The sequence below is a fragment of the Pseudomonas sp. KH_046_1 genome (genome assembly GCF_057839025.1).
The window spans coordinates 6,007,405-6,030,658 of record NZ_CM174481.1 but is presented as its reverse complement, the minus strand read 5'-3'; the positions used below and the strand labels follow the sequence as shown (position 1 = coordinate 6,030,658).

The 23,254-nt window shown below is 60.5% G+C and carries 21 protein-coding genes; 8 read left to right on the top strand and 13 right to left on the bottom strand.

Going from position 1 to position 23,254, the window contains the following annotated elements; all coding sequences use genetic code 11:
• The first annotated feature begins 118 nt into the window (after nucleotides 1–118).
• Together AC3IT9_RS27675 and AC3IT9_RS27670 are read left to right on the top strand one after the other, a co-directional pair.
• Nucleotides 119–1,252, top strand: coding sequence for a TIGR03364 family FAD-dependent oxidoreductase (locus tag AC3IT9_RS27675; protein ID WP_489271448.1), 1,134 nt, complete (start codon nucleotides 119–121; stop codon nucleotides 1,250–1,252).
• On the top strand, nucleotides 1,252–1,809 hold the full coding sequence (locus tag AC3IT9_RS27670) for a phosphonate degradation HD-domain oxygenase (protein WP_489271447.1): 558 nt from the start codon (nucleotides 1,252–1,254) through the stop codon (nucleotides 1,807–1,809). Before AC3IT9_RS27675 ends, AC3IT9_RS27670 begins: the two co-directional genes overlap by 1 nt.
• 132 nt (nucleotides 1,810–1,941) lie before the next feature.
• On the opposite strand, the gene AC3IT9_RS27665 is transcribed toward AC3IT9_RS27670, so the two are convergent.
• Together AC3IT9_RS27665 and AC3IT9_RS27660 are read right to left on the bottom strand one after the other, a co-directional pair.
• Complete coding sequence (locus AC3IT9_RS27665; protein ID WP_489271446.1) at nucleotides 1,942–3,306, bottom strand: GTPase/DUF3482 domain-containing protein; 1,365 nt, start codon at nucleotides 3,304–3,306, stop codon at nucleotides 1,942–1,944.
• A complete protein-coding gene (locus AC3IT9_RS27660; RefSeq protein WP_489271445.1) occupies nucleotides 3,299–4,669 on the bottom strand; it encodes a DUF2868 domain-containing protein in 1,371 nt (456 codons plus the stop codon). Before AC3IT9_RS27660 ends, AC3IT9_RS27665 begins: the two co-directional genes overlap by 8 nt.
• An 85-nt stretch (nucleotides 4,670–4,754) precedes the next feature.
• Here AC3IT9_RS27660 and AC3IT9_RS27655 point away from each other — a divergent pair, with 85 nt between their 5' ends.
• Nucleotides 4,755–5,267 (top strand): dihydrofolate reductase, encoded by a 513-nt coding sequence (locus AC3IT9_RS27655; RefSeq protein WP_347909613.1) that lies wholly within the window; start codon nucleotides 4,755–4,757, stop codon nucleotides 5,265–5,267.
• Between the two features lie 120 nt (nucleotides 5,268–5,387).
• Here the strand turns inward: AC3IT9_RS27655 and AC3IT9_RS27650 are convergent, their stop codons facing one another.
• Nucleotides 5,388–6,779 (bottom strand): L-cystine transporter, encoded by a 1,392-nt coding sequence (locus AC3IT9_RS27650; protein ID WP_489271444.1) that lies wholly within the window; start codon nucleotides 6,777–6,779, stop codon nucleotides 5,388–5,390.
• Between the two features lie 242 nt (nucleotides 6,780–7,021).
• Here AC3IT9_RS27650 and AC3IT9_RS27645 point away from each other — a divergent pair, with 242 nt between their 5' ends.
• The gene (locus AC3IT9_RS27645) at nucleotides 7,022–8,077 is read left to right on the top strand and encodes an HAD family hydrolase (RefSeq protein ID WP_489271443.1); all 1,056 of its coding nucleotides are present in this window, start codon (nucleotides 7,022–7,024) and stop codon (nucleotides 8,075–8,077) included.
• A 172-nt stretch (nucleotides 8,078–8,249) separates the two neighbouring features.
• Here the strand turns inward: AC3IT9_RS27645 and ilvD are convergent, their stop codons facing one another.
• From ilvD to AC3IT9_RS27625, 4 genes are all read right to left on the bottom strand, one after another.
• A complete protein-coding gene (ilvD, locus tag AC3IT9_RS27640; protein WP_489271442.1) occupies nucleotides 8,250–10,091 on the bottom strand; it encodes a dihydroxy-acid dehydratase in 1,842 nt (613 codons plus the stop codon).
• Nucleotides 10,092–10,426: 335 nt separating this feature from the next.
• The gene (locus tag AC3IT9_RS27635) at nucleotides 10,427–10,936 is read right to left on the bottom strand and encodes an REP-associated tyrosine transposase (protein ID WP_489271441.1); all 510 of its coding nucleotides are present in this window, start codon (nucleotides 10,934–10,936) and stop codon (nucleotides 10,427–10,429) included.
• A 193-nt stretch (nucleotides 10,937–11,129) separates the two neighbouring features.
• On the bottom strand, nucleotides 11,130–12,326 hold the full coding sequence (locus tag AC3IT9_RS27630; RefSeq protein ID WP_150755076.1) for an MFS transporter: 1,197 nt from the start codon (nucleotides 12,324–12,326) through the stop codon (nucleotides 11,130–11,132).
• A 235-nt stretch (nucleotides 12,327–12,561) separates the two neighbouring features.
• Entirely contained in the window at nucleotides 12,562–13,758 is a 1,197-nt protein-coding gene (locus AC3IT9_RS27625) for a class I SAM-dependent rRNA methyltransferase (RefSeq protein WP_046039197.1), read from the bottom strand.
• Between the two features lie 153 nt (nucleotides 13,759–13,911).
• Between AC3IT9_RS27625 and AC3IT9_RS27620 the strand changes: the two genes are divergently transcribed.
• Both AC3IT9_RS27620 and mutM read left to right on the top strand, forming a co-directional pair.
• Nucleotides 13,912–14,781 (top strand): HDOD domain-containing protein, encoded by an 870-nt coding sequence (locus AC3IT9_RS27620; protein WP_150755077.1) that lies wholly within the window; start codon nucleotides 13,912–13,914, stop codon nucleotides 14,779–14,781.
• 42 nt (nucleotides 14,782–14,823) lie between these two features.
• Complete coding sequence (gene mutM / locus AC3IT9_RS27615; protein WP_150755078.1) at nucleotides 14,824–15,636, top strand: bifunctional DNA-formamidopyrimidine glycosylase/DNA-(apurinic or apyrimidinic site) lyase; 813 nt, start codon at nucleotides 14,824–14,826, stop codon at nucleotides 15,634–15,636.
• A 140-nt stretch (nucleotides 15,637–15,776) separates the two neighbouring features.
• Here the strand turns inward: mutM and AC3IT9_RS27610 are convergent, their stop codons facing one another.
• From AC3IT9_RS27610 to AC3IT9_RS27590, 5 genes are all read right to left on the bottom strand, one after another.
• Nucleotides 15,777–16,028, bottom strand: coding sequence for a YfhL family 4Fe-4S dicluster ferredoxin (locus AC3IT9_RS27610; protein ID WP_003195146.1), 252 nt, complete (start codon nucleotides 16,026–16,028; stop codon nucleotides 15,777–15,779).
• 220 nt (nucleotides 16,029–16,248) lie between these two features.
• On the bottom strand, nucleotides 16,249–16,728 hold the full coding sequence (coaD, locus tag AC3IT9_RS27605) for a pantetheine-phosphate adenylyltransferase (RefSeq protein WP_046039203.1): 480 nt from the start codon (nucleotides 16,726–16,728) through the stop codon (nucleotides 16,249–16,251).
• A 115-nt stretch (nucleotides 16,729–16,843) separates the two neighbouring features.
• Entirely contained in the window at nucleotides 16,844–18,439 is a 1,596-nt protein-coding gene (locus AC3IT9_RS27600) for a GMC family oxidoreductase (RefSeq protein WP_489271440.1), read from the bottom strand.
• A 132-nt stretch (nucleotides 18,440–18,571) separates the two neighbouring features.
• Complete coding sequence (locus AC3IT9_RS27595) at nucleotides 18,572–19,117, bottom strand: twin-arginine translocation pathway signal protein (protein ID WP_150755081.1); 546 nt, start codon at nucleotides 19,115–19,117, stop codon at nucleotides 18,572–18,574.
• A 28-nt stretch (nucleotides 19,118–19,145) separates the two neighbouring features.
• On the bottom strand, nucleotides 19,146–20,576 hold the full coding sequence (locus AC3IT9_RS27590) for a coniferyl aldehyde dehydrogenase (protein ID WP_150755082.1): 1,431 nt from the start codon (nucleotides 20,574–20,576) through the stop codon (nucleotides 19,146–19,148).
• Nucleotides 20,577–20,721: 145 nt separating this feature from the next.
• Between AC3IT9_RS27590 and AC3IT9_RS27585 the strand changes: the two genes are divergently transcribed.
• Nucleotides 20,722–21,393: a TetR/AcrR family transcriptional regulator gene (locus AC3IT9_RS27585; protein ID WP_150725032.1), complete on the top strand. Its 672-nt coding sequence runs from the start codon at nucleotides 20,722–20,724 to the stop codon at nucleotides 21,391–21,393.
• A 32-nt stretch (nucleotides 21,394–21,425) separates the two neighbouring features.
• The gene (locus tag AC3IT9_RS27580; RefSeq protein WP_150755083.1) at nucleotides 21,426–22,280 is read left to right on the top strand and encodes a sulfurtransferase; all 855 of its coding nucleotides are present in this window, start codon (nucleotides 21,426–21,428) and stop codon (nucleotides 22,278–22,280) included.
• Nucleotides 22,281–22,411: 131 nt separating this feature from the next.
• Here AC3IT9_RS27580 and AC3IT9_RS27575 read toward each other — a convergent pair whose 3' ends face one another.
• Nucleotides 22,412–23,251 carry a helix-turn-helix domain-containing protein gene (locus AC3IT9_RS27575; RefSeq protein WP_489271439.1) on the bottom strand — a complete coding sequence of 280 codons (840 nt, stop codon included), beginning with the start codon at nucleotides 23,249–23,251 and terminating at the stop codon, nucleotides 22,412–22,414.
• Nucleotides 23,252–23,254: the final 3 nt, after the last annotated feature.

The window sequence follows — 23,254 nt, the reverse complement described above, 5'->3', positions numbered from 1 at the left end:
ATCGCGAGCAAGCTCGCTCCCACAGGTCCTGTGGCGGTCACAAAATCTGTGTCGACCACCAATCACTGTGGGAGCGGGCTTGCCCGCGAAGGCGGCCTCGAATTCAGGACACTTCTAGATGACACAACACAACGACATGCTGATCGTCGGCGCCGGCATCCTGGGCTTGTCTCACGCGTATGCCGCCGCCAAACGCGGTCTGAAGGTCACGGTTTTCGAGCGCAGCGAAACGCCCCTCGGCGCTTCGGTGCGCAACTTCGGCCAGGCACTGGTCAGCGGCCAGCCACCCGGCCCGATGCTGGAACTGGCCCGCGCCAGTCGCGGAATCTGGGGCGACTGGGCGCAGCTCGCCGGCCTGCAACTCAAGCGCAATGGCTCGTACCTGTTCGCCCGCACCGAAGCGGAAGAACAACTGCTGGAAGCCTTTTGCGATGGCCGCGCGGTGGAGCACGGTTACCGTGTCGACTTGTTGCGCGGCGCTGCGTTACGCGATTTGTACGGCGGTCAGTTCCGCCATCACCGCGCTGCGTTGCATGGCATGGACGACCAGCAGTTGTATTCCCGCGAAGCGATTCCGGCGCTGATCGACTTTCTGCGTCGCGACCTGGGCGTCCAGTTTCACTTCTCTACCCTGGTGCGCGATATCGAGCCGGGCCGCCTGCACAGCACTGCCGGCAGCTTCAGTGCCGAGCAGATCATCGTCTGTTCCGGCCACGATTATCAGACCTTGCTGGCCGAGCAGATCGCCGAACTCGAGCCGCAAATCTGCCACCTGCAAATGCTCCGCGCCCGCCCGCAAATCAACCTCAACCTGCAACACGCGTTGCTCACCGGTTTGAGTTGCGTGCACTACGGCGCCTTCGCCGACTTGCCGGAGGCAGCGGCGGTACAGGCAGAAATTCTGCAGTCCGCGCCGCACCTGCACGAAAACGGCATCCATCTGCTGATCAGCCCGACACCCCATGGCGAATTGATCATTGGTGATTCGCACCATTACGGCAGCGATCCGTCACCCTTCAATACCGAGCAGGTCGACGACTGGATGCTCGAGCTGGCCGAGCAGACCCTGGGCTGCAAAGTGCAAGTGGTCGAACGCTGGCAGGGGGTCTATGGTTCACGGGGGCCGGGACCGTTCTCGTTCCTGCGCCCGGCAAAAGGCCTGAGCGTGGCGTTGATGCACACTGGTGTCGGCATGAGCGTCGGACCGGCTATGGCTGAGCGAAACATCGCAGCTGTGTTGGAGGAAATCTGATGGAGCGCAATGAGCAAGTGATTGCCGAGGTGTTCGGTTTGTACGAGCGTTTTGGCGACAGCGATTACATCGGCGAACCGGTGTCGCAGATCGAGCACATGTCCCAGGCGGCGCAATTGGCCATGGCCGAAGGCTTCGACGATGAAGTGGTGCTGGCGGCGTTCTTTCATGATATCGGGCATATCTGCACTGAGCGCGCGGAGAACATGGGCGGCTTCGGTGTGGTCAGCCATGAACGCCTCGGCGCGGATTATCTGCGCCGCGCCGGATTCAGCGAACGCATGGCGCGCCTGGTCGAATACCACGTGCAGGCCAAGCGTTATCTGACGCTGAAAGAGCCGGGGTACTACGAGCGCTTGAGTGAAGCCAGTCGCCGAACCCTGGAGTATCAGGGCGGGGTGATGACCGCTGAAGAGGCTGGGGCGTTCGAGCAGGACCCGCTGTGTGCCGTGAGTTTGCGCATGCGTCAGTGGGATGAAATGGCGAAAGAGATGCATGTGCCGGTGATTGATCTGGCGGTTTTGAAGGACAAGGCGGTGCGCCTGTTGGCTGCATAAAGCCTTTGAACCGAGGCGCGGCCATCGCGAGCAGGCTCGCTCCCACAAAGGAGCTGTGTCGACCACAGATTCTGTGTCCACTGCGAAACAACTGTGGGAGCGAGCCTGCTCGCGAAGAGGCCGGTCAGGCCACTAGAGCTGCTGCGCCAATACCTCGATCTGCTCCTGCCGCTCCCCCTGATTCAACTTCGGATGCGGATTCAGCGACGACCACTGCGGATGCGCCCGCGCCTTGTTCAGCGCTTCGGGCAGTTTGCCTTCGCGCCAGGTCTTATCCTGTGGCGTGGCCACTTGAATGCTGTCCATCGCTGCGTGCCCACGGGCATTGAGCGCTTGCAGCAATTGCCGCTGGCGCAGCGCCAACAGCCGCAGCACGTTGTCATCCACCGTCAGTTCGCGCTGGCCCTTGATCTTGCCGAGCAGGCGGCTGCCATAACTACGTGCGGTTTGCAGGGCGCCGCCGGCAATCGCTCCGGCCAATGCCGCTGCGCCCAGGGTGATGCCACCCACCAGCAAATCGACCCCGGCGCCGGCAGCCGCGCCGGCAGCGATACCGCCACCGACGCGCACGCCCAGTTGTTTCAGGGTCTCCGGGTTGAACAGATCATCGCCCCAACGGCCGTCGAGCAGCGGCAAATCACTGGCAGCGGCATCCTGTGGGCGGAAGGCGTAGAGCTTGAGCAGGGCCTCGACGCAACGCTGCTCACGCTGGCGTACGGCTTTGCGCAGTTCGTTGATCGCCTGTTGTTCCTGCTCGGCTTCACTGACCACGCTGCGCCGACAAGCCGCGCAATCGATCAACAATTCGGCAATCAATCGCTCTGCGCTTTGTTGGCGAGCCAGACGTTGGGCTTGCTGATCGGCGATCAGGCGTTCCAGTTGCGGCCGGGCAGATTCCAGCAGCAGGGCGAGACTTTCATAGAGTCGACGCTCGCCATGCTCCGGCGGCGCGACACTGTCGAAACGCACCAAGGCATGCAGGCCCAGCCGCGCCAGCGCTTCCCGCCATGCCGGTTCGCGGTGGTTGGCGCTGCTGACGAAGTTCAGCACCGGCAGCAAGGGTTTGCCGCAACTGGCCAGCACTTCCAGCTCGTCGCGATACTTGGCCAGCACCGGCTCCCGGGCGTCGATCACGTAGAGCCCGGCGTCCGACGCCAGCAACTGGCGCAGCACCTTGGCCTCCTGTTCGAAACGCTGTCGGGCTTCGCTGCCATCCAGGAAACGCGCCAGCCGCGCCGGGCCGTCGAGGCGTTCGCCAGGCCGCTCCAGGCGTTCGAGGTAGTCGAGCAGGGCGATGGCGTCTTCCAGGCCGGGGGTGTCGTAGAGATCGAGCAAGGGCTCGCCGTCCACCGACAACCGCGCGCCTTCGACATGCCGTGTGGTGCTCGGACGGTGGGACACCTCACCGAAACCCACGTCACGGGTAAGGGTACGCAACAGCGAGGTTTTGCCGACGTTGGTGTGGCCGACGACGGCGAGTTTCAGAGGGTTAGTCATGACCCGTCTCCAGCCAGTTCATCGGCGCACAATCGGCAAAAGGTAGCTCAAGCTGTTGCAGCGCCACGTGCCAGTCGCCCAGGCGTTCGGCGTCCAGCGCTTCACCGGGGGGCGCCTGCAACAACCACACGCGGGTGGCGCTGGCGCTGCGGGCCAGTTCGGCAATCAAGGCCAGGCTGCCGCGATCCGGCGAGCGTCGTGGATCGCAAGCAATCGCCAATCGCGCCGGAGGGAAACGGCTGAGTTGCTCGAGGAGTTTGTGCCGCGATTCACGGCTGTCGAGGATGCCCGCGTTGCTGACGTTTTTCGGCAATTGCGGTGGCCATGGGCGATCGTCATCCAGCTCGATGGCGACCAACAGCGCGCCATCACTTTGTTGTTCGGTGACACCGCTTTCCACACGATGCAGTTGCTCAGGCGCCGCATCGCTGATGCCGAGGCGCTCGCTGGTGGGCATCAAGCGTTCGCGCAGTTGTGCGTAACCGGGCAGGTTCAAATCCAGACGCAGCGCCGTTTGCCCCGTCCTCCATCGCCACAGGCAAAAAAGCGCGAGCAGCAGGCGCGGCACCACGCCGTAAACCAGCAACACACCTACCAACCAGGCGGCCCAGGCCTGACGGGCACTTTCGATGTTCAGTGCGGTGTCGCCACTGGCGCGGATCATCTCCTCGGTCGGCACACTGAAACCGAGCAGGGCCGGCAGTGCGCCGAGGGCCTGGGTTACGGCGATAAAGGTGTCGGCACTGAGGATGGTGGTTTCCCAGACGAAGCCATAGCGTCGGGTCGCCATCAGCGTCAGCAGAATGACCAAGGCGCTGAGCATCGCCAGCAACCACAGGCTGTTGACCAGCACGCCGATTGCCCAGCGATTGAGTTTCTGCCGTTGCAGCAACAGCAGCAGGGCCGGAGCCAGTTGCGCGGCTTTGGCGTCCCGGGCGAGTTTTTCACTTAGCCACAACCACAGTCGCCCGAGGCTGGCGCCGTGTTCGCCGGCAAACACCAGGCCCAGGGTCCAACTCAGCAGCAGGATCAGATTGAGTCCGAGCAGACTGCCCAAGGCCCAGAACACATTTACTGGGTGCAGGCCGTCACCCATTGCAGCAAAGGCCAGGCCGGCGCCGCTGATCACCGCCAGCACCGCCATGACGATCAGCGCCAATCGCGCGCCTTGCAGCCAGTGTTTGAGAGCATCGGCCAGTCCATCGCGTTCGGCCAGCCACAGGGCCCGGCGTTGAATGCGCGACGGCAAATCGCCCCCGGCGCTGCGGGCCAGTCGGTTGGCTTCAAGGTCTTCCAGAGGGCCGGCGTACTCTTCACGCAGGCGGATGGTTTCTGTCAGCCAGAGGTTATTCAGTTCAGTCACGCGGCATCCCGTCGCTTAATTGAGCTGTGAGCATAACCGCTGTGGCGCTTATCGGCGAAAGCGAGGCTCTGGTATCCTCGCCGGCATGACTAAATCACTCCCCCTCAGCCTGATCGCAGCCCTCGGTGAAAACCGTGTGATCGGCGTCGACAACAGCATGCCCTGGCACTTGCCGGGGGACTTCAAATATTTCAAGGCCACCACCCTCGGCAAGCCGATCATCATGGGTCGCAAGACCTGGGATTCCCTCGGTCGCCCGCTGCCGGGCCGCTTGAACATCGTGGTCAGCCGTCAGGCGGATCTGGTGCTGGAAGGCGCGGAGGTTTATCCGTCGCTGGAAGCCGCCGTCGTTCGCGCTGAAGCATGGGCGAAGGAACAGGGCGTCGATGAGCTGATGCTGATTGGTGGTGCGCAGTTGTATGCGCAAGGGCTGGCCCAAGCCGATCGGTTGTACCTGACCCGCGTGGCGCTGAGCCCGGAAGGGGATGCGTGGTTTCCGGAGTTTGATTTGAGCCAGTGGAAACTGGTGTCGAATGTGCCGAACCCGGCTGAAGGGGACAAACCGGCGTACAACTTCGAAGTCTGGGAAAAAGCTTAAAAGCATCGCGGGCAAGCCAGCTCCCACAAGGTTCTGTTGTGTTCACACTCTATGTGCTACACCGCAATTCCTGTGGGAGCGGGCTTGCCCGCGAAGAGGCCCGCTAAGTCGCTGAAAGACTTATGCGTGAGCCAACTGCGAATGCTCATCCGCATCCAGCAGCGCCTTATCAGTCTGCTGCATCACCTGGCTGGTAATCGCCCCAGCCGTCATCGACCCACTGACGTTCAACGCTGTACGCCCCATATCAATCAGCGGCTCGACCGAAATCAGCAACGCCACCAGCGAAACCGGCAAGCCCATCGCCGGCAACACGATCAACGCGGCGAACGTCGCGCCGCCACCGACACCGGCCACACCGGCCGAACTCAGCGTGACAATCGCCACCAGCGTCGCGATCCACAATGGGTCCAGCGGATTGATGCCCACAGTCGGCGCAACCATCACCGCCAGCATCGCCGGGTACAGACCGGCACAACCGTTCTGGCCAATGGTTGCGCCAAACGACGCAGCGAAACTGGCGATCGACTGCGGGATGCCCAGGCGACTGGTCTGCGCCTCGATGCTCAACGGAATCGTCGCTGCGCTGGAGCGGCTGGTGAAAGCAAACGTCAACACCGGCCAGATCTTGCGGAAGAAGCGCAGTGGATTGATCCCGGCCGCCGATACCAGCACACCGTGAACCACGAACATCAGGCCCAGGCCGATGTAGGACACCACCACGAAACTGCCGAGCTTGATGATGTCTTGCAGGTTCGACCCGGCGACCACTTTGGTCATCAGCGCCAGCACGCCGTACGGGGTCAGCTTCATCACCAGGCGCACCAGGCGCATCACCCAGGCTTGCAGGGTGTCGATGTCGTTGATCACTTTCTGACCTTTGTCAGCATCATCCTTGAGCAATTGCAGGGCCGCGACTCCCAGGAACGCCGCGAAAATCACCACGCTGATGATCGACGTCGGCTTGGCCCGCGCCAGATCGGCGAACGGGTTTTGCGGAATGAACGACAGCAACAGCTGCGGCACATTCAGGTCGGCGACCTTGCCTGCATAGTCGGTCTGGATGGTTTGCAGGCGCGCCATTTCCTGGGTGCCGGCCACCAGGCCTTCAGCGGTCAGGCCGAACAGGTTGGTCAGGCCGATGCCGATCAGCGCCGCGATGGCCGTGGTGAACAGCAGCGTGCCGATGGTCAGGAAGCTGATCTTGCCCAGCGACGAGGCGTTGTGCAGGCGGGCCACGGCGCTGAGGATCGAGGCGAACACCAGCGGGATCACGATCATTTGCAGCAGTTGCACATATCCGTTGCCCACCAGATCGAACCAGCCGATCGAGGCTTTGAGTACCGGGTTGCCGGCACCGTAAACGGTGTGCAAGGCCACGCCGAACGCCACGCCCAGCACCAGTGCGAGCAGGACTTTTTTCGCCAGGCTCCAAGTGGTGTGGCGGGTTTGCGCCAGGCCCAGGAGCAGTGCGAGGAACACCAGAAGATTGAGAATCAGCGGCAGATTCATTGGAACTCCCATTAGACTTTTGCCAACTGCCTTCCGGGGCAGCTGCGAACCGGCAAGCCTAACAGCTTGAAAACTAATGAATTAATATCGAAAACGCATGGTGTCCGTCGTTTTTGGAATAAGCGGATGTCGCTGTCAGAAATGCAACTGGCGCGAAAGGGACGCAGGCGGTCGCTGACAGGCGAGGACTGTCACACTTATTTGTTAGCGTCGATCTCTTTCACATTCAGGGAGAAACGCCAATGAAGTTCGCACCGAAATTACTGGCAGCAGCACTTTGCCTGGGCCTCGCCGGCCAGGTGCTTGCAACGGATCTGAAACACTGGCCCGCCGATCAGGCCAAGGCGCTGGACGCGATGATCGCCGCCAACGCCAACAAAGGTAACTACGCTGTGTTCGACATGGACAACACCAGTTACCGCTACGACCTCGAAGAGTCGTTGCTGCCGTTCATGGAGAACAAGGGCCTGATCACCCGCGACAAGCTCGATCCCTCCCTGAAATTGATGCCGTTCAAGGACACCGCCGACCACAAGGAAAGCCTGTTCAGCTACTACTACCGTCTCTGTGAACTCGACGACATGGTTTGCTACCCATGGGTCGCCCAGGTGTTCTCCGGCTTTACGCTCAAGGAACTCAAGGGTTATGTCGACGAGATGATGGCGTCCGGCAAGCCGGTGCCGGCCACCTATTACGAAGGCGATGTGGTCAAGAAGCTTGACGTCAACCCGCCGAAGATCTTCACCGGCCAGCAAGAGCTGTACAACAAGTTGATGGAGAACGGCATCGAGGTCTATGTGATGACCGCCGCCTCCGAAGAACTGGTGCGCATGGTCGCGGCCGATCCGAAGTACGGCTACAACGTCAAGCCGCAGAACGTGATCGGCGTGTCGCTGCTGCTCAAGGACCCGAAGACTGGCGAACTGACCACCGCGCGCAAGCAGGTCACCGCCGGCAAATATGACGAGAAGGCCAACCTCGGCCTCGAACTGACCCCGTACCTGTGGACCCCGGCAACCTGGATGGCCGGCAAGCAGGCAGCGATCCTGACCTACATCGACGAGTGGAAAAAACCGGTGCTGGTTGGCGGCGATACCCCGAGCAGCGACGGTTACATGCTGTTCCACAGTGTTGACGTGGCCAAGGGCGGCATTCACCTGTGGGTCAACCGCAAGGACAAGTACATGACCCAGATCAACGGCATGATGGCCAAGAACGCGGCGGCCCAGGCCAAGGAAGGGTTGACGGTGACGGCTGACAAGAACTGGGTGATCGTCAAGCCTGAAGAAATTCAGTAAAACGACACCGATCCAATGTGGGAGCGGGCTTGCTCGCGAAAGCGGCCTGTCAGTAGGCATAGATATTGACTGACACAACGCCTTCGCGAGCAAGCCCGCTCCCACAGTTGACCGAGTTGATAATAAAAATGCCCCGCACTTGGCGGGGCATTTTTATATCGACGGTTAACGCTTACAGCCCGTCAAGCATCGCCTTGTTACGCACCGCACCCTTGTCGGCACTGGTGGCCAGCAGGGCGTAGGCTTTCAGTGCGGTGGTCACTTTACGTGGACGCACTTCCACCGGTTTCCAGCCTTTCTTGTCCTGCTCGACCCGGCGTGCAGCCAGTTCTTCATCGCTGACCAACAGGTTGATCGAGCGGTTCGGAATGTCGATCAGCACTTTGTCGCCGTCCTGCACCAGACCAATCGCGCCACCGGCAGCGGCTTCAGGCGAAGCGTGGCCGATGGACAGGCCCGAGGTGCCGCCGGAGAAACGACCGTCGGTGAGCAGGGCGCAGGCTTTGCCCAGGCCTTTGGATTTCAGGTACGAAGTCGGATAGAGCATTTCCTGCATGCCCGGGCCGCCTTTCGGGCCTTCGTAGCGAATGATGACGATGTCGCCTTCTTTCACTTCGTCAGCGAGGATGCCGCGAACGGCGCTGTCCTGGCTTTCGAAGATCTTCGCGTTGCCTTCGAACACGTGGATCGACTCGTCGACGCCAGCGGTTTTCACCACGCAACCGTCCAACGCGATGTTGCCGTAGAGAACGGCCAGGCCGCCTTCTTGCGAGTACGCGTGCTCGACACTGCGGATGCAGCCGTTTTCACGGTCGTCGTCCAGGGTTTCCCAACGGGTCGACTGACTGAATGCAGTTTGTGTCGGGATGCCTGCCGGACCGGCCTTGAAGAAGTGGTGCACGGCTTCGTCGGTGGTCTGGGTGATGTCCCACTTGGCGATGGCTTCTTCCATGCTGCGGCTGTGCACGGTCGGCAGCTGGGTGTGCAGCAAACCACCACGGGCCAGCGAACCGAGGATGCTGAAGATCCCGCCGGCGCGGTGCACGTCTTCCATGTGGTACTTCTGGATGTTCGGCGCGACCTTGCACAGTTGCGGCACGTGACGGGACAGACGGTCGATGTCGCGCAGGTCGAAATCGATCTCGGCTTCCTGGGCAGCAGCCAGCAAGTGCAGGATGGTATTGGTGGAACCGCCCATGGCGATGTCCAGGGTCATGGCGTTTTCGAACGCCTGGAAGTTGGCGATGTTGCGCGGCAATACTGACTCGTCGTTCTCGCCGTAGTAACGCTTGCACAGCTCGACGATGGTGCGGCCGGCCTGCAGGAACAACTGCTCGCGGTCACTGTGGGTGGCCAGGGTCGAACCGTTGCCCGGCAATGCCAGACCCAGCGCTTCGACCAGGCAGTTCATCGAGTTGGCGGTGAACATGCCGGAGCACGAACCGCAGGTCGGGCAGGCGCTACGCTCGTACTCGGCGACTTTCTCGTCAGAAGCGCTGGAGTCGGCGGCGATCACCATGGCGTCGACCAGGTCGAGGCCGTGGGAGGCGAGTTTGGTCTTGCCGGCTTCCATCGGACCGCCGGAGACGAAGATCACCGGGATGTTCAGGCGCAGGGACGCCATCAGCATGCCAGGGGTGATCTTGTCGCAGTTGGAAATGCAGACGATCGCATCGGCGCAGTGGGCGTTGACCATGTACTCGACGGAGTCGGCGATGATCTCGCGGCTCGGCAGCGAATAGAGCATGCCGTCGTGGCCCATGGCGATGCCGTCATCGACAGCGATGGTGTTGAATTCCTTTGCCACGCCGCCAGCGCGTTCGATCTCGCGGGCGACCATCTGGCCCAGGTCCTTGAGGTGCACGTGGCCCGGTACGAACTGAGTGAAGGAGTTGGCAATGGCGATGATCGGCTTCTTGAAGTCGTCATCTTTCATCCCCGTGGCGCGCCACAGTGCGCGGGCACCGGCCATGTTGCGGCCGTGGGTGGATGTTTTCGAGCGGTAATCAGGCATGAAGCACTCCGGGCGGCTAATCAGGTATCAAAAGGGAAGTGAGCTTCTATTGACGTCTGGAACACTCAGAAATGGCCGCGTGTCCGGAAGTTGCCGATAACTTTGCGGGATCGCCGCGCGCTTCAGCTTGAGCTCATAAACCCGCCGGGGATGACTGGCGATGAATGTTCGCGATTCTACACGGCTGGCGGCTGGAGGGAATGGCTGCAAGCGTGGAGAGAGCGTTCACTGGACGTGCGGGCAAGCCTGCGGAACTTCACATGGAACGATTTTCTGTAGGAGCGAGCTTGCTCGCGATGAACCAGAGGGCAACGCGTTCATCCAGAATGAACGCGTTATCGTTTACGACCATCGCGAGCGAGCTCGCTCCTACAGTTGGCTGCGTTTAAGAGCCAGATGGCGTCCCATAGCGGATATTCGCCGATATGGTCGACTAGCCCTGCTCGCAATGGGTTGGCAACGATATATCGGGCCATCGCTTTCAGATCGTCCTCGCGACGCAACGCCCGGTCAAAATAACCTTTTTGCCATAGCGTCTCGTGACAGCCTCTCGCCTTGTTGATAGCGCGGGCGCTTCGAGATTTGGTGGCTTGCATCAGTTTCGGCAAATCACCGTTATGCAACTCGACCAGCCAGTGAAAGTGATCCGGCATGACCACCCAGGCAATAGAGGAGGCTTGGCCGTCCTCAGACGCCTTCCTGAACTCGCTTACCACCATATGACCCATATGCCAGTCCTTGAAGATGGGTTGTCGCTGGTGGGTGACAGCTGTGAGCAAATAAATCCGGCCGGTTTCCGAATAGCGGCCGGTGCGTAAGTGATGGGCATGGGGTGCGTTGGACATTCCTTGGTCCTCTTCAGTGATTGGAAGAGAAACGGTAGGTGAGGAGGGGGGAGATAGCTGGTTCGACAGTAGTTCCAGATGTGTCTTATGTCTGTAGGAGCGAGCTTGCTCGCGATGAATCCATAGACAACGCTGGCTACCAGATGCGCTGCGTCATCGTTGAGGTTCTTCGCGAGCAAGCTCGCTCCTACAGTCAGCGCCCGATCCTGGTGTTCGTCAGCAAACCCCAAAGACTGAACACGATGTAGCTGACAGCAATGGTCATCAGCAAATTGTCCCCGGTTTGTGCGAGGGCGGCGCTGCTGACGGCGGCGGTAATGAACATGATGCTGTTGCCTGCGGATGCTGCCGTCCCTGCGCTGTTTGAGAACAGCAACATGGCTGCGGAAATGGCGGCAGGCCGTACCAGGGTGACCGCCAGAGCACTGATCACCATCGGTATGAGCAGGGTGATGGTTGTCATCGCCTCATAGCGGATGATTAACATCAACAACAGGCCGGCGGCACCCAGTAATCCAAGGCCGATGTTGATTTGCACAGAGAGGGAGATATGTTTCTGCATGGCGGTAGCAATGACTCCACCCAGGAAGTAGGCGACCCCATACACCATAAGTACCCACGCGTACTGGTACTCGGACAGTTTCAACTCATCCATGAAAATCAGCGGTGTCACGCTGATCAACGCGAAATAACAAGCGAACACTAACGCGGCTATCCACCAATAGCGGATGAAGTCTTGATTTCCAGCGATGGATTTCAGCGTACGGATGACTGAAACGGGTGTTTTTTCTGGGAGGGCTGCCTTGGAAGGTAGTATCAGTTGGGCATGGATCAGCATGCCGAGCGCCATGAGCGCAAAACCATAAAAACTACCCTGCCAATCGAAAGTGGTTTGTAGCCAAGAGCCTAACAGCGGTGCCAGTGCAACAAAGGAGCCGCTCAGCGTCATGTAATAAATGCGCACCCGGGCCCTATCTTGTTCATCGAACAAATCCTCCACCAGTGCATGACCCAGCACAAAAAAACCACACCCGATGGCTTGGACTGCACGAAACGCCAGGAAGCTTGGGAAGTCCGTCGCCAGCGCGCAGCCTATCGAGCCGAGAGTAGAAACAACGATGCAACCAAGAAGAACTTCCTTGCGCCCCCACTTATCTGAAAGCGGGCCGGTTATTAATTGAGAAAACGCAAAAACCAGCGTGAACAGACTGATGGAAAGGGCGATGTCAGCGGTTGAACTGTCGAACTTCGCGGCCAAGGCAGGAAAAGAAGGCAGGAGGATGTTCAGTGGGAAAAAACTGATTAGCGAGATATTGGTAATCAGGATAAAGCGGGAGACTCGTTGGCGTTTCAGGTCGCCACTTAGAGCTGGGTAAGAGGACTCAGACATTGTTTTTGTTTTCCGGAGTGATCAAGCGTTCATGCTTGAAACCAGAAACCGATACTAGTCTGGGACGCAGGGCGTTCAATCAAAAGCGCTGTAGGAGGCTTCCTGTTTTGATGCCGGGAACCTCTGTAGGAGCGAGCTTGCTCGCGATGAGCCTGAGAGCGCCGTGGGGCGTCAGGTTGCCAGCGTTATCGTTGACGTCCATCGCGAGCAAGCTCGCTCCTACAAGGGCAGGGTTTTAGCTGTTAGGCAGCAACCGGCAGGTGATGCTCTTGATGTAGCGGGTTTCAGCGATAGCCGGGTGTACAGGATGATCCGGACCCTGACCGCCACGTTCCAAGATCTGGATATTGCGGTCCAGATGGCGGGCGCTGGTTAGCAAGATGTTCTGCAGGTCGTCTTCCGGCAGGTGCATCGAGCACGAGGCGCTGACCAGGATGCCGTCCTTGGTGAGCAGGCGCATGGCTTGCTCGTTCAGGCGGCGGTAGGCGCCTTCGCCGTTCTTCATGTCTTTCTTGCGTTTGATGAACGCCGGCGGGTCGGCCACGATCACGTCGAAGCGTTCTTCGCTGGCTTTCAGTTCTTTGAGGGCTTCGAACACGTCGCCTTCGATGCAGGTCATTTTCTCGGCGAAGCCGTTCAGTGCGGCGTTGCGCTCGACGCCGTCGAGGGCGAAGGCCGAAGCGTCGACGCAGAACACTTCACTGGCGCCGAACGCGGCAGCCTGCACGCCCCAGCCGCCGATGTAGCTGTACAGGTCGAGCACGCGTTTGCCTTTGGCGTAGGGTGCCAGGCGTGCGCGGTTCATGCGGTGGTCGTAGAACCAGCCGGTTTTCTGACCCTGGATGACCGGTGCTTCGAATTTCACGCCGTTCTCTTCGAGGGCAACCCACTCCGGCACCAGGCCGAACACGGTTTCGACGTAGCGGGTGAGGCCTTCGGCGTCACGGGCAGCGGAGTCGTTCTTGAACAGGATGCCGCTCGGCTTGAGCACTTGGGTCAGTGCTGCAATCACGTCGTCTTTATGGGCTTCCATGGTCGCCGAAGCGATCTGTACCACCAGAATGTCGCCGAAACGGTCGACCACCAGGCCTGGCAGCAGGTCGGAGTCGCCGTAGACCAGGCGATAGAACGGCTTGTCGAACAGGCGATCGCGCAGGGACAGGGCCACGTTCAGGCGATGCACCAGCAGCGACTTGTCCAGCGGCAACTTGATGTCGCGCGACAGCACACGGGCGCAGATCAGGTTGTTCGGGCTCATGGCAACGATGCCCAGCGGCTTGCCGCCGGCGGCTTCGAGGATCGCCTGGTCGCCGGCCTTGAAACCGTGCAAAGGCGTAGCGGCTACATCGATTTCGTTGCTGTAGACCCACAAGTGACCGTTGCGCAGACGACGGTCGGCGTTGGCTTTGAGGCGCAGGCTAGGCAGGGACATGTCGTCGCTCCGGAAAAAAGAGCGGGAGTATAGCGTGTTGAGACCCCGGATTGGCCTGCAAGTGGACATGTGGCGAGGGTTGTCATGCGATTTGGTATGTCGGATCCAACTTCATAAAGGTTAGAATCACCGTCTGACCCAGAGTGTGCACAAATGTCCCAAGAGCTGACTTCCGAACAGATCCAACAAGCCCTGCAGGGCATCAGCGTACCGGCCCAGCCGCAAATCATGGTGGATTTGCAGATGGAGCAGTACATGCCCGACCCGGATCTGGAAGTCATTGCCAAGCTGATCTCCCAGGACCCGGGACTTTCCGGTTCCCTGCTGAAGATCGTCAATTCGCCGTATTACGGGCTGAGCAACAAGATTGCCTCGATCCAGCGCGCGGTAAATCTGCTGGGCAGCCGTTCGGTCATCAACCTGATCAACGCGCAGTCGATCAAGGGCGAGATGAATGACGACACCATTGTCACCCTGAACCGTTTCTGGGACACCGCGCAGGACGTGGCCATGACTTGCCTGACCCTGGCCAAGCGCATCGGCGTTGAAAATGGCGATGAAGCGTATGCCCTGGGCCTGTTCCACGACTGCGGCGTGCCCTTGATGCTTCAGCGTTTCCCCGACTACATGGGCGTTCTGGAGCAGGCCTATGCCAACGCCAGTGCCGAATGCCGGGTGGTGGATACGGAGAATCAGGTGTTCAATACCAATCACTCGGTGGTTGGGTATTACACGGCCAAGTCCTGGCGTCTACCGGAACACGTGAGCGCTGCGATTGCCAATCACCACAATGCCCTGGCGATATTCAGCGATGAATCTTCGCGCAACAGTTCGTTGAAGAACCTGTTGGCGATCCTGAAGATGGCCGAGCACATTTGCGCGTCGTACCGGGTGCTGGGCAATCAGACCGAAGATCACGAGTGGAACGGCATCGCGCCGCTGGTGCTCGATTATGTCGGCCTCTCGGACTACGACTTCGAGACCCTCAAGCAGACGATCCGCGACCTCGGCACTCATCACTGAGTGTCGGAACCTTCCAGGCCAAGCGCCTGAGCCGAGAGCACCATGCCTGAATTGCCAGAAGTCGAAACCACCCGTCGCGGTATCGCGCCGCACCTGGAAGGCCAGCGGGTCAGCCGGGTGATCGTGCGTGATCGTCGTTTGCGCTGGCCGATTCCCGAAGACCTCGATGTGCGGTTGTCCGGGCAGCGTATCGTGCTGGTGGAGCGGCGTGCCAAGTACCTGCTGATCAATGCCGAAGTCGGCACCTTGATCAGCCACTTGGGCATGTCAGGCAATTTGCGGCTGGTGGAGGCCGGGCTGCCGGCGGCCAAGCATGAGCATGTGGACATCGAGTTGGAGTCGGGCCTGGCCCTGCGTTACACCGACCCGCGGCGCTTCGGCGCAATGCTCTGGAGCCTCGACCCACTCAATCATGAATTGCTGATCCGCCTGGGGCCGGAACCGCTGACTGACCTGTTCGACGGCGAGCGTCTGTTCCAGCAGTCCCGTGGCCGTTCGATGGCGGTCAAACCGTTCATCATGGACAACGCGGTGGTGGTGGGCGTCGGCAATATCTACGCGACCGAAGCGTTGTTCGCCGCCGGGATCGATCCGCGCCGCGAAGCCAGGAGCATTTCCCGTGCGCGTTACTTGAAGCTGGCCATCGAGATCAAGCGCATCCTGGCGGCCGCCATCGAGCGTGGCGGTACCACGCTGCGGGACTTTATCGGTGGTGACGGTCAGCCTGGTTATTTCCAGCAGGAGTTGTTCGTGTACGGCCGTGGCGGTGAACACTGCAAGGTCTGTGGCACGGGCTTGCGGGAAGTGAAGCTCGGGCAGCGCGCCAGCGTTTTTTGCCCGCGTTGTCAGAGCTGATTGTCAGTTATCGCTTTGGTGAGGCTGATGACGTCTTCGTCGGAACGCCGCCCGGAGCAAGCCCGCTCCCACAGGGGAAATGCATTCCAAATGTGGGAGCGGGCTTGCTCGCGAAGGCGGCCTGACAGGCGCCGAATGGCTTAAGCTTTGCCGGTAATCTTCCGGTACTTCTCCATCAACTGCTCTTCAGTCTCCGGATGAGCTTCGTCCAGTGGAATGCAATCCACCGGGCAGACCTGCTGGCACTGCGGTTCGTCGTAGTGGCCGACACACTGAGTGCACAGGTTCGGGTCGATCACGTAGATCTCTTCGCCTTGGGAAATGGCGGCGTTCGGGCACTCGGGTTCGCAGACGTCGCAGTTGATGCAATCGTCGGTGATGATCAGGGACATGCTAACTCCAGCCGGGGCGGCAAGCCCGGGCGCAATAAACCAATGCACACAATTGTGCCGCATTGGCGCCTGCGTTGCACGCAGGTGCGACGTACTGTAGGAGCCAGCCTGCTGGCGATGAACTCGAGAACGCCGCGGGGTGTCAGGTTTCCCGCGTTATCGTTGACGTCCATCGTCGGAACGCCGCCCGGAGCAGGCTCGCTCCTACAGTTTGCGGGGGTTATTTCTTGAAACGTTCGGTCAGTGCGTCCGCCACCACAGGGTGCACGAACTTGGTGATATCGCCGCCCAGGGCTGCAATTTCACGGACCAGCGTCGAGGAAATAAACGAATAACGCTCGGACGGGGTAAGGAACAGGCTTTCCACGTCCGGCGCCAACTGGCGGTTCATGTTGGCCAGCTGGAATTCGTATTCGAAGTCCGACACCGCACGCAAACCACGCAGGAACACATTGGCGTTCTTCTCTTTGGCAAAGTGCGCCAACAGCGTCGAGAAGCCGACGACTTCAACGTTCGGCAGATGTTTAGTGACTTCGCGCGCCAGTTCTACCCGTTGTTCCAGAGGAAACAACGGGTTTTTCTTCGGGCTCGCGGCGACGGCGATGATCACGTGATCGAACAGGCGCGAGGCGCGTTCGACCAGATCGCCATGGCCCTTGGTAATAGGGTCGAAGGTACCTGGGTACAACACTCGGTTCATCGCGTCGTCCTGGCGGGAATCCGTTGGGGAGTCGGATGGTATCGCAGCCTTCCCGGTCGGCCAAGTCGCCTGTTAGGTAAGAAAGCACTATAGACGATGGGAATTATCGTTATTTTCATGGGTTTTTTAAACGTTCGGCCAGGGACGTCGCCAATTGCGCCGTCAGTCCGTAGACCGACAGTTGCGGATTGGCGCCAATGCTGGTGGGGAACAGCGAGCCGTCGTGGATCGACAGATTGCCCAGTTGATGATGCCGGCCGAGGCTGTCGGTCACCGCAATTGTCGGGTCTTCACCCATTGCGCAACCACCCATCACATGGGCACTGCCCAGGCGTGTGCGATACAACTCCAGGCTCAGGCCGTCGATCAGCGTGCGCGCTTCGGCGAGGGTCTTCACGTAGCGGGCGTCGGCGTGCATCGGCATCACGGCCTTGGCGCCACCGGCAAACTGGATCTCGGCCATGGTATGGAACGCCCGGCGCAATCCATCCCAGGCGTAGGGTGATAGCTGGTAGTCCAGCACTGGCGTGTCATCGCTGCGCAATTCGACGCTGCCACCGGGGCTGTCCGGGTGAAAACCGTCCCGCAGCAACGCCAGCATGGCGTGGGTATGGGCCAGATTGGCCATGTGCTGCGAGTTTTCCTGGCCGAAACCACCGAGCAATGTCGTGGCCAGCGCCGGGTGCAGGGGCGGGACTTCCAGTTTGTAGGACATCTTGCCCGTGGTGCCGTCCTGCCATTGGAAATGGTCGGAATAGATCGACTGCGGTGCGCCGTAGAAGGGGTTGACCACTTCGTCGAACAAGGCGGCGGACATGTTCACCGGGTGCAGGAACGTGCGTTTGCCCAGGCGCTTGTGCGGGTCGGGTGCCCCGGAGCGCATCAGCAAGGCCGGGCTGTTGATGCCGCCACCGGCCAGCACGAAATGCCGCGCCTTGACCGTGATGGTGCGCCCGGTCGGTGCGACGCAGCGTTCATCCATCGCCGAACATTGCAGGCCGGTGATCCTGTCGCCGCTGATGTTAAGTTTTTCGGCGCGAGCCAGGTAAAGCAGCTCGCCACCTTTTTCCAGGGTTGCTGGAATGGTGGTGACCATCATCGATTGCTTGGCATTGGTCGGGCAGCCCATGCCGCAGTAGCCGAGGTTCCAGCAGCCGCGAACGTTGCGCGGGATGACGTGCCAAGAGTAATTCAGTGCTTCGCAGCCCTTGCGGATCACATCATTGTTGGCGTTGGGTGGCACCATCCACGGCGCGACGCCCAGGCGCTGCTCCATTTTCTCGAACCACGGCGCCATTTCCGCCGGGCTGTGGCCCTTGACGTTGTGCTCTTTGGCCCAGTGTTCCAGGGTCGGCTCCGGGGTGCGGAAACTGGAGGTCCAGTTGATCAGCGTGGTGCCGCCCACCGCCCGGCCCTGGAGGATGGTGATCGCGCCGTCTTTGCTCATGCGGCCGATGCCTTCCTGATAAAGGCTGGCGTAGGCCTGGTCTTCGAGCATCTTGAAGTCGCTGCTGGTCTTGAGCGGGCCTTCTTCGATCAGCAGCACCTTGTAGCCGGCCGCGCTGAGGATTTCGGCGGTGGTGCCGCCGCCGGCACCGCTGCCGATGATCGCCACGTCCGCTTCGAGTGTCAGGTCCTGGGTCAGTTGCGAGCCGTTGTAGGTTTTCCAGCCTCGGGCCATGCCTTCGCGGAACGGATCGGGTACGGGCATCTTCGGGTTCTCTTTTTATTATGGTTTAGGTTCTGTGGTGATACGACCGACGCCTTCGCGAGCAAGCCCGCTCCCACAGGGTCATGCGGTCAATGTGGGAGCGGGCTTGCCCGCGAAGGGGCCGACTCGGTTTCAGACCGTTGGTGGCCCGGGATAACCGCAATGCGCCCACGATTCCTTGCGGCCGTACCAGGCCATCATCACCAGTTGCAGCAAGGAACTGTGACCCATGCGCAATAGGCTCAACGAGCTGTTTTCCCAGCGATCGAGAAAGGCTCGGATGTCGTTGGCACTGGCGTTCTCCCAGCTGCCCCAGACCCCGGTCAACGGTCCGCGGGTCACGGCCATGCCCAGCACATCGAACAATTGTTGGGTCAGCTTGAGCATTTCCGGCGACAGGTGGGCGAGATTGTAGTCCAGACTTTTCAGTGTGCCCTCGACAGCCTCGGGCATCCGTTCGACGGTCACGGCACCCTCGAGCATGACCGGGATCAACGCCCGTAAAAACAGCAGGTCGCCGCTGCGTAACGTGACGAAACCATTGGCCGGCACGCTCGACGAACAACCGCTGAGGCTGGCTCCGAGCCCGGCGGTGGCGAGGAAAGCTGTGGCGCCGAGGCTGAATTTAAGCAGCCCGCGCCGTGACAGCGCGGGTGAATCGGACAGGCTGGGGTTCATTATTGTTATTACCCGACGGTGATGATCGTTAGCGTATGAACAGCTTCTGGATCAGCTTCTGAATCGACTTGCCGTACGGCGGATAGATCAACTTCGCGGCGTTGAACCGCTGTTTGATCAACACGCCCTTGGCCTTGCTGAAGGTCAGGAACCCTTCATGGCCGTGGTAGTGGCCCATGCCCGAGGCACCGATACCGCCAAACGGCATGTCGTCCTGGGCGACGTGCAGCAGGGTGTCGTTCAGGCACACGCCGCCGGAATGGGTTTCGTGCAGCACGCGCTGTTGTTCGCGTTTGTCGTAGCCGAAGTAATACAGCGCCAGTGGGCGAGGGCGCTGGTTGATGTAGGCAAATGCCTGGTCCAGATCCTTGTACGGCACGATCGGCAGCAGCGGCCCGAAGATTTCGTCCTGCATCACCGTCATCTCGTCCGTGACGTTGAGCAGCAGGCTATGGCTCATGCGGCGGCCCTGGCCCTGGTCGAACAGCGGCATCAGCAGCGCACCCTTGCTGGTGGCGTCGCTGACGTAGCCGTTGAGACGCGCCAGTTGTCGCTCATTGATGATCGCGGTGTAGTCCGGGTTGTCGGCCAGCGTCGGATAAAACCCGCGGACGGCTGCGCGATAGGCTTCGACGAAACCTCCGACGCGATCCTCCGGCACCAGCACGTAGTCCGGGGCCACGCAGGTCTGGCCGGCATTCAGGGTCTTGCCGAAGGCGATGCGCTCGGCGGCATCCTTGAGCGGCACGTCGTGAGAAACAATGGCCGGGGACTTGCCGCCCAGTTCCAGGGTCACCGGGGTCAGGTTTTCCGCAGCGGCGCGCATCACGTGTTTGCCGATGCTGGTGGCGCCGGTGAACAGCAGGTGATCGAACGGCAGGCGTGAAAACGCCACGCCCATATCCGCCTCGCCCAGGACCACGCAAACCAGGTCTTCGGGGAAGATTCGCGCCAGCAGTTGCTTCATCAGCAGGCCGGTCGCGGGTGTCGACTCACTGAGCTTGAGCATGACCCGATTGCCCGCCGACAGCGCGCCGACCAACGGGCCGATGGCCAGGTACAGCGGGTAGTTCCACGGCACGATGACCCCGACCACGCCCAGCGGTTGGTAAACCACTTTGGCCGAAGCCGGCTGGAAGGCTGCGCCTACCTTGCGTCGCGAGGCTCGCATCCAGCCCTTGAGGTGTTTGCTGGCGTAATGGATGCCGTGCAGGCTGGGCATCAGTTCGGCGAGCAGGGTTTCATCGGCGCTGCGATGGCTGAAGTCCTGGCTGATCGCATCGATCAGGGCCTGGCGTTCATTGTTCAATAAATCCTTTAGCGCCTTGAGCCATTGCTGGCGCTGCGCGGCCGGTGGCATCGGGTTGGCGGCGTAGGCGGCACGCTGGGAGTCGAACAGGGCCTGAAGCTCTTCCAGCGGCTGCTGTAGGTTCTGCAGGTAGGAAATTTCAGCAGTCATGGTCGGCTCCGGATTTATTGTAATGAGGCTCTTTTTAGAGTCTATACTCTAAAAAGTCAAATGACATCCTGGAACAGCTTTGTTTTATCCGCTCGCGGATAGATCTAAGATGCCCGTCAACGCACTCTGAATTAAAGCTCAAGCCATGGCCCCACGGATCAAAACCAGCGAGCGCATCGTGCAGAACAGCCTGGAGCTGTTCAACCAGCAGGGCGAGCGCAGCATCAGCACCAACCACATTGCTGCCCACATGGAAATTTCCCCGGGTAACCTGTACTACCACTTCCCTAACAAGCAGGCGATCATCGCCGTGCTGTTCAGCGAGTACGAAAGCCTGGTGGACAGCTTCCTGCGCCCGCCTCTGGGCCGTGCCGCCACGGTGGAAGACAAACGCTTCTACCTCAAGGAACTGCTGTCGGCGATGTGGCGCTACCGGTTTCTGCATCGCGATCTCGAACATTTGCTCGACAGCGATCCGGACCTGGCCGACCGCTATCGACGCTTCTCCCAGCGCTGCCTGATCCAGGGTTCGGCGATCTACGAAGGTTTCGTCGCCGCCGGCATCCTGAAGATGGACAAGGTGCAGATCGAGTCCCTGACGCTCAATGCCTGGATCATCCTCACGTCTTGGGTGCGCTTCCTGTGCACCACGCGAGAGAACTCCAGCCACCTGAGTGAGCAGGCCATTAAACGCGGTGTGTATCAGGTGCTGGTGCTGGAAGCCGGGTTTGTCACGGATGAGGCCCGCGATGCGGTCAGCGCCTTGTTCGAAGAGTTTTACGTACCCCTCGCCCAGGCACTGGAAGAAGTACAGTAGGATCAAGGCCGAGTTAATCACAGGAGTCCGCTATGCCCATTGCGCAACTGATCAGCCCGCAAGCACTGGACCTGAAAAAGGACCAGCCAGGGCTGGTGATTCTGGATTGTCGTTTTGCCCTCGAAGACCCGGATTACGGTCAGCGCAGCTATGCCGAAGGGCACATCGCCGGTTCGAGCTATGCCGACCTTGAGCGTGACCTGAGTGGCGCGGTGGTCAAGGGCGTGACCGGGCGTCATCCGTTACCCGAGCCGGCGCAACTGATCGAGCGCCTGCAAGCCTGGGGAATCAACGCCGATAGCGAAGTGGTTCTGTATGACGACGGCCCGGGTGCCTATGCGGCGCGGGCCTGGTGGTTACTGGCGTGGTTGGGCAAACGCGATGGTGTATTCATTCTCGATGGCGGTCTCAAGGCCTGGCACGCGGCCGGTTTGCCGCTGAGCCTGGATGCGCCGGCGATTACTCGTGGCTCCTTCACCGGCAGTCCTGACACGGCGTTGCTGATCAGTGCCGAGCAGTTGCAAAAGCGCCTCGCGCAGCCGGAGCTGACCCTGCTCGATGCCCGCGCACTGCCGCGTTTCAAGGGTGAAGTAGAACCAATCGATCCGATTGCCGGGCACATTCCTGGCGCCCAGTGTGCGGCGTTTACCGAGAACCTGGGCAGTGACGGGCGCTTCCTGCCGGCCGATCAGCTCAGGCAGCGTTTTGCCGCAAAACTGGGCGATCGTTCGCCGAATGATCTGGTGGCGTATTGCGGTTCCGGCGTGACGGCGTGCCACAACCTGTTTGCGTTGTGCCTGGCCGGTTATCCGTTGGGTTCGTTGTATGCCGGGTCGTGGAGCGAGTGGATCAACGAGCCTGCGCGGGGCATTGCCACGGACGAATAAGCACCACGAAACCTTGTGGGAGCGAGCTTGCTCGCGATGGGGCCGTTACATTCAATATTGATGTTGATTGTTAAGCCGCCATCGCGAGCAAGCTCGCTCCCACAGGGATGGATGGTGTTTTTGAGACCTCGTTAAGCCTCAAGTCCCCGCTTTGCACTGCGATACGCCCCCGGTCCAACCCCATACACCTGCTTGAACTGCCGGCTCAGATGGCTCTGGTCGGCAAACCCCAGTTGCATCGCGACTTCCAGCGGCAGACAACCACTTTGCAGCAACGCCCGTGCCCGGGCGATTCGCTGTTGCATCAGCCAGGTGTGCGGCGGCATGCCGGTGGCGCGGCGGAACACTCGGGCGAAATGGAAGGGCGAGAGGTTGACCGCCGCGGCCAGCGCCTCCAATGAGGGCGGTGCTGCCAATTGCGCGAGCAGCAATTCCTTGGCCAGGCTCACGGCCCGGTGTTCCTTGCCAGGTTTATCGGCATCGGGCACCGCCGCATGACGCTGCAACAGCGACAACACCAGTTCGCGCCAGACCGTTTGTTGCTGCAATGCGGTGGCGGGGCTTTCCAGCAGGCGGTGGAGTTGGCAGAAGCCGTTCACCAGATCCTGATCGCGATACAGCGTGGCACCGAAGGCTGGCAAGTGGTGGGTCGGCAGTTCGAGTTCAGCCAGCAGCGAGGTTATCTGCCCGCTGTCCGGATAAAACGCCCGGTAAAGCCAGCCATCCTCGGTGCCTTTGTGGCCGGTGTGCAGTTCATCAGGGTTGATCAGCACCAGCGTGCCGCTGCCCGCCAGGTGTTCGGCGCCGCGATAGCGATAACGCTGGGCGCCGGCCATGATCATGCCGATCACATAGCCGTCATGCACGTGGGGGGCGAAACGATGATCGATGTAGCGGGCGGACAACAACTCGACCCCGGCCAGCGGCGGGGTTTGCCAGAAGTGGATCGATTCGCCTTGGTCAGCGTCCATGAT